Source organism: Butyrivibrio sp. (genome assembly GCF_024699075.1).
Map to the genome: position 1 here is coordinate 1 of NZ_JAILQF010000069.1, position 12907 is coordinate 12907.

Consider the following 12907-nt stretch of genomic DNA (forward strand, 5'->3'; position numbering starts at 1 on the left):
CTTTATGATTATTGATGATGGATATTAAAAAGAGTCTTAATACGATCTTTATAATAAAACGAAGATCTGTATTAAGACTCTTTTCTGAATTAAATTCTTATTATGATGAGATATTCCGGATGTTAGGCTGGTACCCCTGGTGATTCATATGCAGGGGAGTTTACTTTGTAAAAAACTCAATACTATCATTCTTCATTGAGATTTCTTGTATAGGCCTCTTGTATCATATTTCTGAAATACTCATGAACCTGCTTCTGATCTTCCTTTGAAAGTTCATTGTAGCGAACAGGTGGAAGGTATTCCAAAACAACGTTATGTGACTTTATAAATGGAAGGTGGTTTTCAAATATGTCACGTGTGTGTGTTACTACCATTGGAACTATAGGGCAGTTAGTACGCTGAGCTGGTTTGAAGCTTCCTTTATGGAATTCCTGAAGAGTTTCTTCATTCTTATTTCTGGTTCCTTCAGGATATATGCAGATTGATATACCGCTTTTGATCTTGTCGATTGCATCGAATATGATCTGAGCACTTTGCTTTACATCGCTTCTGTCCATGAACAGGCAGTCAAGAAAGAGCATCCACCATGAAAGGAATGGGATCTTCAAAAATTCTTTTTTGGCAATATAGCCTGTAGGTCTTGGAACTCTTGGATAAGTAAGAACTACGTCAAAATAACTTAAATGGTTTCCAATGTAAAGAACTGCTTCATCCTTTGGAACATTCTCTTCGCCTTTGACTGTAAGCTTTACGCCGCAAAGAAATGCTACGATCCTGAATGCTCCTGATACTATGGCAAGAGAGCTTTTCTTTTGAAGGTCCTTATTAAATAGACCTATTATAAGTTCGATAAGCATAAGCGGAATTGAAATAATGAAAAATATGAGTAGAAATAATGCAGTAATAATAAATCTGATCATTTTAGTCTCCATTTCGGTTTTAATCTTTGTAGCCTGGATCCTGTGAACTATATGTTTGCAATGTTTGTCCATGTGATATATAGTAAACAAAACCACAGATGCAGATTTATTATAGTTTAGATGTGTATAGTAGGTCAAATAATTAAAATAATTGCAGGGAGATGGCCATATGCTTTTAATCAAAAACGGGTACGTAATGGATCCTGAGTCAGGAAGTGAGGGTAAAGCAGATATCCTTATATCAGATGACGGGATCATTTCAAAGATCATCCATGAGGGTGATGAAAACAGTATTTCGGATCTATCTGATATTAAGGTTATTGATGCTGAAAATCTTTATGTTACAGCAGGTCTTATTGATGGTCATGTTCATTTCAGGGACCCTGGCCAGACATACAAAGAGGATATAATTACAGGAAGCGCAAGTGCGGCAAAGGGTGGATATACAAGTGTTATCATGATGGGTAACACAATTCCTCATATGGATAACCCTGATACATTAAAATACGCTCTTGAAAAGGGTAAGACAACAGGCATTCATACTTATGTGTGCGGCAATGTGACTATGGGTATGGATGGAAAAGAGCTTACTGATATGGAAGAGCTTTTAAAGGCGGGAGCAGTTCTTTTTACAGATGATGGTAAGCCTGTTATGGAAGAAGAGCTTTTTAAAACTGCCTGCCAAAATGCGGCAAAGCTTAACAAGGTCATAAGTCTTCATGAAGAAAATCCAAAGTATATAAAAGAAAATGGTGTAAATTCAGGCAGTGCTGCTGAAAATCTCGGTCTTACAGGTTCAGACCGCATGGCTGAGATCACTATGGTTGAAAGAGATATAAAGATAGCCAAAGAAACAGGATGTGCGCTTACTATTCAGCATATAAGCACTAAAGAAGCTGTAGATCTTATAAGAGAGGCAAGAAGTGAAGGAGCAAAGATCCATGCAGAAGCAACTCCTCACCATTTCACTCTTACAGATGAAGCAGTTAAAGAGCATGGAACATTTGCCAAGATGAATCCGCCTCTTAGAAAAGAGTCTGACAGGATGGCTATAATAAAGGGGCTTAAAGATGGTACTATCGATATGATCGCAACAGATCATGCTCCTCACAGCGCCGAAGAAAAGGCTAAAGACTTTAAAGATGCTCCAAGCGGCATTATAGGGCTTGAGACAGCTTTCTCATTAGGGCTTAGAGAACTTGTTGAGCCAGGGTATCTGACTTTGATGGAGCTCTTGCAGCGTATGAGCACATCAACTGCAAAGCTTTATGAGATTCCGGGCGGAGCTGTAAAAGAGGGAGCTGTAGCCGATCTTATGATATTTGATAAGGATGAGAAGTGGGTTGTTCCAAATACTTTTGCATCCAAAGCTACAAATTCTCCTTTTATAGGAGAGACAATGCCAGGGGTTATAAAGTATACTATAGCAAGTGGTAAGATTGTTTATAAATCATAATGTTCTAAAGGTAGGTAGTTATGGCAAAGAAGAAAGTAAGTGCAAAAGTTATATCTCAGAAGATCCTTGCTGATGGGATATATGATCTAAGACTTGAAACAGAGATTACAGAGGATGCAGTTCCCGGTCAGTTCGTTGGAGTTTATACAGATGATAAGTCATCTCTCCTTCCTCGTCCTATCAGTATCTGCGGTGTAGAAAAGGAAAAAAATGAATTAAGGCTCGTTTACAGAGTTGTGGGCAAGGGAACAGATCTTTTTTCAAAACTATCAGAGGGTGATCAGGTGGATGTACTGGGACCTCTTGGCAATGGCTATCCCATGGAAGAAGCTGCAGGTAAGACTGCGATCCTTATGGGTGGTGGAATAGGCATTCCTCCACTTCTGGAGATGGCAAAAAGGCTTTCTCAGCTTCCTGACAATAAGCGCCCCAAAGCTGTCAAGATAGTCATGGGATACAGGAATGATCAGACTTTCCTTGCAGATGAATTCAGGAAATATGGCGATCTGTATATAGCAACAGATGACGGAAGTCTTGGTACACATGGTACTGTAATAGATGCACTTAATGAGCAGAATATAGAAGGTGATGTGATCTATACCTGCGGACCTATGCCGATGCTTAGAGGTATCAAAAAGTATGCCGCTGAGCATAACATGAAGGCTTATCTGTCTCTTGAAGAGAGGATGGCATGCGGCGTTGGAGCCTGCCTTGGATGCGTTGTTAAGACAAAGGATGTGGATGCGCATTCACATGTTAATAACGCAAGGATCTGTACAGATGGGCCTGTATTCGATGCAGAGGATGTAGATATCTGATATTGATTGATTCATGTAAAAATAATGATATTAGTATATAAATATCTAAATACTACCTATGTAAGGTCAAGGTATATATAGGCATATAATCATAAAGACTATTGTTATTAAAAGTCATGCAGAGCATGAAATAGGAGACAATGTGAATACTAAGATAAATATCGCAGGTGTAGAATTTAAAAATCCGGTAATGGTTGCATCAGGAACCTTTGGTTCAGGACAGGAGTACGGAGAATTTGTAGATCTTAATAAGCTGGGAGCAGTTGTGACTAAGGGTGTTGCAGACAAGCCCTGGCCTGGCAATCCTGTTCCAAGAGTAGCAGAGACAGCGAGCGGAATGCTCAATGCAATAGGCCTTCAGAATCCGGGAATCGATGTTTTCATAGAAAGAGATCTTCCTTTCCTTCAGAAGTATGACACAAGGATCATCGTCAATGTATGCGGACATTCTGAAGAAGAGTATCTTAATGTTGTAGACAGACTTTCTGATGAGAAAGTTGATATGCTTGAGATCAACGTATCCTGTCCTAATGTCAAGGAAGGCGGTATAGCATTTGGAACCAGGCCTGATGCCCTCTACAATATAACAAGTGAGATCAAAAAGCATGCTAAGCAGCCTGTTATCATGAAGCTGTCTCCTAATGTAACGGATATAGCTGAGATGGCAAGAGCAGCAGAGAGCGCAGGAGCTGATGCTATATCACTTATAAATACGATCACAGGAATGAAGATTGATATTAACAAAAGAAAATTCGTACTTGCCAATAAGACAGGAGGACTCTCAGGTCCTGCAATAAAGCCTGTTGCTGTACGCATGGTATACAGCTGTGCTCAGGCTGTTAAGATCCCGATCATTGGAATGGGCGGAATCGCAACTGGAGAAGATGCAATAGAGTTCATGCTTGCAGGTGCTACAGGCGTAGCTGTTGGAATGATGAACTTCCATGATCCATATTCTACAGAGAAAGTTGTAGACGGAATAAATAAGTATATGCAGGATCAGAAGCTTGATGATATAAACGAGATCATTGGCGCAGTGCATGAGTAATGGGCATTAATAATGCTTTGTAGTAATAAAGTAATAAAAGACGCTTCATGGTATATATCACTACCTTGAAGCGTCTTTTGAGCCATTAAGACATTAGGGTTATCTTATGTATTTTCTGATACAGAACTCCAGTTTTCAAGGCCGTATTCGCTGGCAAGATCATCGAAGCCTTTAAGTACTGCATCATAGGTCTGTTTGGATATTTCAGGGAGCTCGCCGCCCCAGGTTTCCTCAGCCTGCTTGTAGCCTTTAAGGAATGCATCACGCATACTCTCAAGTTTATCAGGATCTCCGCCTGTAAGAGCTGTAGCAAAATCAAGAATTCTCTTGGAGGTTTCGCCAACGCTCCAATATCCGCCTTCAGCGATATCAGCCTGAGCCTGTGCTTTAGTTTCGGCATCAACCGTATAATCGCCACTTGCAAGGAATTTCCAGATATCGTCAGAATCACTGCCGAAAACAGATGTAGCATAAGCTCCTGTCTGTTTGTTCATCATCTTATTAACAATATTAATAAGGTTTTGCTTCTGGGCTTCCTGATCAGCTTTAAGCTGCTCAACAAGGGCAGTATTCTGGGTATAGGTCTTTTTAGCAGTCTGGGAAGTTTGGGTATCATCAGATTTTTCGTATACAACGCCGCTATTTTCACTTGAAGATTTTACTTCTTTGGAAGCTTCTTCTTTTTTGCCTGAAGGGGCTTTGGTCTGATAAGCGCTTTGATTTAATGATGATATGCTGTTAATAGATTCAACACTCATAATTGGACTCCTTTCCACGAACTCATTGCACCTGCCTGTGCGTTATAAGTGCGTTAATAGATGTTACTTCTATGCTTTATCAGTAGCAATGACTTTATTTATAAAGCAGCTACTAAAAAAGGTTATACTCCTACATTCTTATTATCGGCTGTGATCAGCTAAAACTTTATATATAAAATGATCAAAAATCGAAGCGTTTGCGAGTTTAATAATTAAAGTGTTTTGATTTTTTTTGGATGCGTGTTAGTATTAGTTGTACCAGATTAAAAATATAAAATAATTATTCGGATTATACGAGGCAAATATGATAACAAGAAAAGCATATGCAAAAATAAACCTGGGTCTTGATGTAACAGGGAAAAGAGAAGATGGATACCATATTGTTCGCATGATAATGCAGAACGTGGATATTTATGACACTCTTACTTTTGAAAAAAATGATTCAGGCATGATAAAACTTACTGCCAATAAGGATACTATTCCTACAGATGAGCACAATCTTATCTACAAGGTATGCGACCTTCTTATGAAGAAATATGACATTAAAGACGGCGTAGATGTTCATCTTGAAAAAAGAATCCCGGTTGCAGCAGGCATGGCGGGTGGAAGTACTGATGGGGCAGCAGCATTCTATGGTATGAAGGAGCTTTTTGATCTTCCTATCACAAAGGAAGAAATGTGCGAGCTTGCTGTTAAGCTTGGAGCAGATATTCCATACTGTATCATGGGCGGAACAATGCTTTCTGAAGGAATCGGAGAAGTTCTCACAGCTCTTAGCGATATGCCAGACTGCTATATTCTTGTTGGTAAGCCTGCTATAGACGTATCGACAGGCTGGGTATATACAGAGCTTGACAGTAAAGAGATAGAGTCACATCCTGATATTGATGGTATGTGCGATGCAATAAAGGCTTGTGACCTTAAGGGTATATGCGACCGCCTTTCTAATGTACTTGAACCTGTTACTAAGGGAAAGTATGAAGTTATAGGTAAGATCGAAGCACTTATGGAAGATAACGGCGCTATAAGATCTATTATGACAGGAAGCGGCCCTACAGTTTTTGGTATATATGATGACGAGGACAAGCTCAAGGCTTCTTATGAAGCTGTAAAAGAAAGTGGTCTTTGCCCTGAGCTGTTCATGTCAAAGCCTGTCAATCCCAAAGATTGATTTAAAAACATCAGGCGTTATTGTATTTACATTTTCATGGACAGAGTTATTAACATAATTTATAAGGCTCTTATGAAGAGCATAAGCTTCTTTCACATTTGAAGAGATAAGCCTTGGAAGATCGGAGGTGCAGACGATGATATTACCGTCTGTACCTTCTATTTTTATTTCATAAATAAGTCCAAGTTTATGGCTCCTATAGGCATTATCAATAGTTGAAACTATTGGATTGATGTCAGTATTATCAAGGATCGTAGATCTTGATGCTGTAACAATCTCGTACCATATGGGCTCTGAATAGGTCATTGAAGGAAAGTCTTTAAGGGCCATACTTTTATTGTCTATGCAAAGACCAAGGGTACCAATAGGAATTTCTTTATTCATGCTTTCTGATATGCTCTTAAACATTGGATAGCACCAGAAGTCGGTACAGTAAGTGCCTTCTATGGAGTTTGGATTCTCTGCATCACTTAGATATAAAAGAACGTTCTGGCCTTTCTTTGCCATATTTACAGCTTCTTGTACACTTGTAGCATATGTAATTGGCGCAGTATCTGCATTTTCCAAAGGCTTTTCAATCTCCGGATATGTATAGAGCGTATAAGAGTTTGTGGTAAGCGTGGTATTACCAGCTATAAGACTTAGCTGTAATTCATATCTTTCAGGCTTTTTACTTTCAGGAAAAGATAAAGAGGTATAAGGAAGCGATATCCTTGCCCCTGTAGTAATATCAGGAATGCTTATATCCTTACTGCAAACTAGTTCATTTAAAGAGGATATAAGAGTAGCTTTAACATACATATTTTTATAAATATTTTTGTCATAATAAGCTATAAAAGGTGTAAAGCCAAAAGAAGATCCGGATGAGTGGACATAACTGTCAAACCTTGCCATGACAACGATATCATCGAAGGATTCTCTGAATTTTCCAGGACTTATAAGCTTTTTGTCCTCCATAAGAGAGTTAAGAACTCCTATAAGAGCTGTTCCCTGACCAGTATAATCCTGTATATCAAGAAGCTGGGTCCCTGCAAGATAGGTGCTTGCAAGGGCATCTTCCATTTCGTGCTTATAGCACTGCATTGCAAGGGTACCTGAATTTATGAAAAAGTCATGGGCATAAGGAAGAAGACCGCTTTTTTGAGCCTTATCCTTCAAATCGGCTATATTGTAAGCTTTGAGTACACCTGTATAGTGGGAGATTTCGTCGTAGTCAGGGTATGTTTCAAACTGGCCTGTTTCATGAGAGATAACAGGGATGAAAGGAATAAGCTCATCCTGACTTGTAAGCGTAACTTCCTTAACAGTCGTTCCAAACTGAATAGTCGTTGTAGATGCCTTATCATAACTGGCGTTATCAAAAGCATCGTTTTTTGTATTATCTGAAATAGTATCTGCGCCATAAGAACTTATAAGATCAGGCCTTATATTGGCATCATAGTTTATATTTGCAGTTGGAGCCATAGTCTGAATGTGGCCCTGGGGAGCATCGCACATAGCATAGGAAGCTCGTATAAGTCTGTCCTTGGAAAAGCGGACTCCGACAAAAAAGTCATCCTCAGGCTGGATGTTGGGTGAGAACTGGAAAGTATTGGAGCCCTGAGTATACAGAAGGTCTGGATTGATCATCTTAAATCCTGCAAGGAGCTTACCAAGAGCCTTTGGATTACCCCAAAGTTCGTTGCCACATCCAAACATGCAAAAAGATGGGTGGGATGCAAATAAAGATATCATGCGATATCCTTCTATAGTAAGGTACTGCTGCATTGTAGCATCATATCCCTCTTCATCTTCCATGAGCCAGGAACCCCATATCTCCATCTCACTCTGTATCACGATTCCAAGTAGATCGGCAGCAAGAAAGGCAGCATCAGGGGGCGTGCATGAATGGAATCTGTAATGATTGATTCCCCATCTTCTTGATATCATCATGTCATATAGCCATCCACATGCGTTCATAGGAGCAAAGCCGGTCATAGGAAAGAGAAGACCGCAGTGCCTTCCTCTAAGGAAGATAGGACGGTTATTAAGAAGAAGCTCATTTTCTCTTGTTGTAAAGCTTCTAAGACCACATATAGTCCTTGTGCTGTCAAGGATAGTTCCATTACTGTCACAAAGATCTAGCGTAAAGGCATAGAGGTAGGGAGTAAAGGTATCCCATTCATATACCTTGCCGTCTTTATCTTTTAAATCTATTACAATAGGGTCTTTGGATATTGTAAAACTCTGAGGCTTTACAATATCTTTTGCTATTTCAAGATGCTCTTTTAATATATCAAGGTCAGTACTTTTAGCTGCCAGATCTATATCATCACGAAACTTTCTAAATATATAGGGATCAGCATCTTTGTTTAGATACTCATCCTTTAGTTTTATCAGGTCAGTTCTGATATTTATGCCTAAAGAGCTATCAAGAGTATCATAGGTAGAAGCATCCTTTATAGAAGACATATCCTGTGAAGATATATCAAAAGCGCTGGTACTTGTATTAAGTGTCAAGATGGCTACCTTTTTGGAATAATCAGTTCTGGCATTTACAGATACTATATGTGTATTATTCGTGCATTTGATATACATATCACCAAGAATGCCACTCCAGTTGGTCTGGGTATCTCTTGATGTCAGATGGCCTCCGGGGCAAGGATAGTTCTTGTTATCAGCTTCTATCTGTATCAGGGTATTTTCTTTTGAGATAAAGGCTGATATATCATAAACATGCGGTGCTATAAGGCTATCGCATGTTCCTACTGCCTGGCCGTCTATATACAGCCTTGTAATCCGGCTTCTTTCAAGAGTCAGGATATAAGAGTCATATCCAAGAGGGATCTGTACTTCTTTTCTTAAAGATATAATTCCTTCAAAGGCATGTTCATCGGTAAGTGTATCTTCTTCACGCTTAGAATTTAAGGGTGTTATACCGCTTGCCTGAATAGTTCCGGGAAGCATGATGTCAGATGAAGGGATATCTGAATCTGTAAATGTACATTCCCAGTTTCCATTTAATGATAATTTCATGATAATAAGACTCTCCCCTATATATTTTTTGTCATATAATGATATAGATGGTGTAGAAAGCAAAAGCTTATCAGACTCTATAAAACATGATAGCAGAATAATACCGGGAGGAATACATAATTATGATGACTAATGAAAACTGGGATAATGTCCGCATTCTTGGAAGAAGGTCTGTCACTAGTGAGGGACTTGAGCTTATATGGTCAGGGAGTGGTGCTGAGTTTGTATTTAGGGGGACTGAGCTTGGTATTGATATTACAGGCGGAACATCCATATATCAGCCATGGATAAGTCTTATCATGGACGGAGCCTGGATCATGCATATGCCTGTTCAGGAAGGAAGAAACAGGATCATTATGCTTAAAGGCCTTGCGCCTGAAACAGCTCATACGATAAGGATCATAAAAGATACTCAGGCTATGCCTGATGACAAGGATTCTTTTGCCATATTAAATTCAATTGTATATGAGGGCGAGATCCAAAAGACTGAGGATTATAAATACAGGATCGAGTTTATAGGTGACAGTATCACAAGCGGCGAAGGCCTTTTGGGCGCGCATGATGCAATGGACTGGATAAGCCCATACTTTAGCGTAGAGAATCACTACGGCGTAATGACAGCGCAAAATCTTGGTGCTGAATACAGGCTTATATCACAAAGCGGATGGGGAATAGTTAATGCATGGGACAATAATACATCTTGTATTCTTCCGCTTATATATGAGAGCTTAAGGTGTGAAAGAGGCGTATCAGATAATGATTTTGATTCCTGGAAGGCTGATGCTGTTGTCATAAATCTTGGTACTAATGATGAAGGATCTTTTAATTGTCCTGAGTATACAGATCCTGTGACAGGGAAAGTTAATAAAATGCGCCTTGAAGAGGATGGAAGCTATAATCCTGAAGATATCAGAGTGATTCAAAATGGAGTTATATCTTTTCTTAAAACATTGAGAAAAGATAATCCGGATGCCTTACTTGTATGGGTATACGGAATGCTTGGAAAGGGAATAGGAGAATACATTAAGGAAGCTGTAAATGAGTATATAGCGGTTTCAAAAGATACAAGGGCTTCTTATCTGGCCCTTCCTGATACGGAAGAAGACGGATTTGGTTCAAGGCAGCATCCCGGAATTAAAAGCCACAATAATACGGCAAAAGTAATTACAGATTACCTCAAGGAAAAAATATAAAAGCCGATATATAAGATAGACGCTAAACCCTTAATTGTGTAAGATAACATGTGTTTTTGATATGTTTAAGGTATAAAGAGCGTTTAGAGGTATTGCCATGAGTTATTCTGTAACAGCAAATTATTATCTTCGTAATCTTTATGGATCTAATAAGGATTATATTATCGGTAGTACAAGATTGCAGGCTTCAAATGCCAGCGTTGTAAGTGCTGATTCAAAGGCACTTGCCAAGGGAGCTAAAAAGATGATGAGTCTTGATTATGGCAGCTATGCTACTGATGATGATATAGAAAATGCTATGCTTGGCAATAACATAAAAGCTTTTATAGACACATACAACAATACTATAGATTCTGCTTCGGATTCAGATCTTAAGGATATTAAGAAGCTTGTATCCAAGATGAAAACTCTTGGTAAAGAGTATGAAGAAGAGCTTGAAGAGTTGGGAATCACTTTTGATGATGATGGTTATATGACGATAGATTCTTCGGCTGTAGAAAATCTTGATAACAAGAAATTCGAATCAGTATTCGGCGAGGATTCAGACTTTACAAAGACGGTGCGTTCATTAGCAAGGAAGCTATATAAGCATATAGATGCATCTATATGAATCTATATGACTATTATGGAGATGGGGCGTTAAGCCTTTAAGGAGACTTCTTATATGCCAGATATCAGACGTGTTACAAGTGGCAATGAATTTGCTTACAACCTTGATGCTAAGATGTATAAAGATGGTGAAGTAGATCAGCTTACAGGATTATTGACTATTGCTTCTTTTCGCCAGTTTGCACGTGAGGTTATATCTAATCTTAGTGAGGAAAATTCAGACAATATAGTTATTATTTATATTGATATCAGAGACTTTAAGGGGATCAACGAGGAATTTGGTTTTGAGCAGGGCGATGAAATTTTAAGTACCTTTGGCGAGATCGTCAAAGAGGTATTTTTTGGAAGAGCCTGCGCTCATTTTCTTGCTGATCATTTTGTTGTCATGTGCTATGAAAGTGAGGCTATTGAAGGACTCAAAGAAGTTGAGAAAGTCCTCCATAACACTATTACCTTCAGAGAGATCATGTTCGATGCGGGAATATACAGATATAATGACTTCTCTACAGGTATCATGAATGCATGTGACAGGGCCAAGGATGCGATGGATGCCATAAAGGGTGTATATTCCGAGAATATACGCTTTTATGATGAAGAGCTTGGACTTAAGATCCGTAGAAAAAGATATATCATAAATGAAATAGATAATGCCATTGCTAAAGGCTATATAGAGGCCTGGCTTCAGCCTATAATGAGAACTTTGTCAGGACGACTTGCAGGTGTTGAAGCCCTTGCAAGGTGGAATGATCCTATATATGGATTCATGAATCCTGCGGAATTTATAGGCGTTTTGGAAGAGTGCAAGCAGATATACAAGCTGGATATTGCAATTATCCGTTATGCCTGCAGAAATTTTAATAAGTGGTATGCAAAGTATGGAACAGCTGTTCCATTTTCAGTTAACTTAAGCCGAATTGACTTTGAGATGTGTGATATATTTTCAGAGATCAAGAAGGCCTGTTCTGAATATGATGTCGATCCAAAGTACATCAGAATAGAGATCACAGAGAGCGTCCTTATGCGTGAGCCCGAGTTTATGAAAGAGGTTATAGCCAAATTTCATGAAGCCGGCTACGAAGTGTGGATGGACGATTTCGGAAGTGGATACTCATCACTTAATGTTATGAAGGAATTCGATTTTGATCTTATCAAGATCGATATGACTTTCCTAAGGTCATTTGATGAGAAGTCTCACATCATAATTCCTGCAATAATCAATATATCCAAGAAACTTGGCAAGAAGACTCTTGCAGAGGGTGTTGAGAACCAGGAACATGTAAATGCCCTTCGCGAGTGGGGATGCGATATGATGCAGGGGTATCTGTATCACAAGCCTGTTCCTACTGATGACGAATATATACATATGTTTGGCAAGAACCCAGAGACTGCAGAAACGGATCTTGACAGAAAATTCTATGGTACAGTCAGCTATACTAATGTACTTGATACATCAGTCTTTTCCAAGATAATAAGGCCTGACGGTACCAAGATACGTGCCGCACGTCCTGTTGCCATTGTGGAGCTTAAAGATAATATATTTAAGCTCATGTATACCAATGAATCCTTCAGATATGTTATGAATGAGGTTGATATAGATAGTATGGAGCTTGCTGAAAAGCTACTTAATGAAAAGACAAGCCCGTATTATTACAAGCTTAGAGACTTGTTCAATTCTCTTTCTGCAAACAATGATGATATAGCCCAGGATCTTATAATAAGCGGAGATCTGTGCGTAGTAAGAGCCAAGTTTATCGCAAGAGATACAGAAAATGGCAATGACAGGATGATGGGGATAGTGACTCTTGAAAACATTTCAAAGTCGCCTTATCTTAAAGAGCAAAGTATGGTGGATTCTGCCCTTCACGATATGATCAAGATATTCGAGAGAATAGATCTGTGGCATATTGATGAGAACTATG

10 protein-coding genes are annotated in these 12907 nt (G+C 39.0%); 7 read left to right on the plus strand and 3 right to left on the minus strand.

All coding sequences use genetic code 11. The features are described from left to right. Positions 1-185: 185 nt before the first annotated feature. On the minus strand, positions 186-920 hold the full coding sequence (locus tag K6G87_RS02540; protein WP_296833460.1) for a lysophospholipid acyltransferase family protein: 735 nt from the start codon (positions 918-920) through the stop codon (positions 186-188). A gap of 169 nt (positions 921-1089) precedes the next feature. Between K6G87_RS02540 and K6G87_RS02545 the strand changes: the two genes are divergently transcribed. From K6G87_RS02545 to K6G87_RS02555, 3 genes are all read left to right on the plus strand, one after another. Then, positions 1090-2376, plus strand: a complete 1287-nt coding sequence (locus K6G87_RS02545) for a dihydroorotase (RefSeq protein ID WP_296833463.1) — start codon at positions 1090-1092, stop codon at positions 2374-2376. 20 nt (positions 2377-2396) lie between these two features. After that, positions 2397-3194, plus strand: coding sequence for a dihydroorotate dehydrogenase electron transfer subunit (locus tag K6G87_RS02550; protein WP_296833464.1), 798 nt, complete (start codon positions 2397-2399; stop codon positions 3192-3194). Positions 3195-3336: 142 nt separating this feature from the next. Beyond that, positions 3337-4242, plus strand: coding sequence for a dihydroorotate dehydrogenase (locus K6G87_RS02555; protein WP_296833467.1), 906 nt, complete (start codon positions 3337-3339; stop codon positions 4240-4242). Positions 4243-4346: 104 nt separating this feature from the next. Here K6G87_RS02555 and K6G87_RS02560 read toward each other — a convergent pair whose 3' ends face one another. Further along, positions 4347-5000, minus strand: coding sequence for a hypothetical protein (locus tag K6G87_RS02560; protein ID WP_296833468.1), 654 nt, complete (start codon positions 4998-5000; stop codon positions 4347-4349). Positions 5001-5304: 304 nt separating this feature from the next. Here K6G87_RS02560 and ispE point away from each other — a divergent pair, with 304 nt between their 5' ends. Further along, positions 5305-6171: a 4-(cytidine 5'-diphospho)-2-C-methyl-D-erythritol kinase gene (gene ispE, locus K6G87_RS02565; protein WP_296833471.1), complete on the plus strand. Its 867-nt coding sequence runs from the start codon at positions 5305-5307 to the stop codon at positions 6169-6171. On the opposite strand, the gene K6G87_RS02570 is transcribed toward ispE, so the two are convergent. Next, positions 6145-9186, minus strand: a complete 3042-nt coding sequence (locus tag K6G87_RS02570) for a hypothetical protein (protein WP_296833475.1) — start codon at positions 9184-9186, stop codon at positions 6145-6147. The genes ispE and K6G87_RS02570 overlap by 27 nt on opposite strands. Positions 9187-9308: 122 nt before the next feature. On the opposite strand from K6G87_RS02570, the gene K6G87_RS02575 reads away from it, so the two are divergent. The 3 genes from K6G87_RS02575 to K6G87_RS02585 form a co-directional block, all read left to right on the plus strand. Beyond that, positions 9309-10379 (plus strand): GDSL-type esterase/lipase family protein, encoded by a 1071-nt coding sequence (locus tag K6G87_RS02575; RefSeq protein ID WP_296833477.1) that lies wholly within the window; start codon positions 9309-9311, stop codon positions 10377-10379. A 97-nt stretch (positions 10380-10476) separates the two neighbouring features. Continuing rightward, complete coding sequence (locus K6G87_RS02580; RefSeq protein ID WP_296833480.1) at positions 10477-10989, plus strand: hypothetical protein; 513 nt, start codon at positions 10477-10479, stop codon at positions 10987-10989. 54 nt (positions 10990-11043) lie between these two features. Then, positions 11044-12907: GGDEF domain-containing phosphodiesterase (locus tag K6G87_RS02585; protein ID WP_296833483.1), on the plus strand; the 1864-nt coding region annotated here is incomplete at its 3' end.

Coding starts and splice junctions, on each gene's coding strand:
- K6G87_RS02550 (WP_296833464.1), top strand. CDS start 2,397: ATGGCAAAGAAGAAAGTAAGTGCAAAAGTTATATCTCAGAAGATCCTT.
- K6G87_RS02570 (WP_296833475.1), bottom strand. CDS start 9,186: ATGAAATTATCATTAAATGGAAACTGGGAATGTACATTTACAGATTCA.
- K6G87_RS02560 (WP_296833468.1), bottom strand. CDS start 5,000: ATGAGTGTTGAATCTATTAACAGCATATCATCATTAAATCAAAGCGCT.
- K6G87_RS02545 (WP_296833463.1), top strand. CDS start 1,090: ATGCTTTTAATCAAAAACGGGTACGTAATGGATCCTGAGTCAGGAAGT.
- K6G87_RS02575 (WP_296833477.1), top strand. CDS start 9,309: ATGATGACTAATGAAAACTGGGATAATGTCCGCATTCTTGGAAGAAGG.
- K6G87_RS02540 (WP_296833460.1), bottom strand. CDS start 920: ATGATCAGATTTATTATTACTGCATTATTTCTACTCATATTTTTCATT.
- ispE (WP_296833471.1), top strand. CDS start 5,305: ATGATAACAAGAAAAGCATATGCAAAAATAAACCTGGGTCTTGATGTA.
- K6G87_RS02580 (WP_296833480.1), top strand. CDS start 10,477: ATGAGTTATTCTGTAACAGCAAATTATTATCTTCGTAATCTTTATGGA.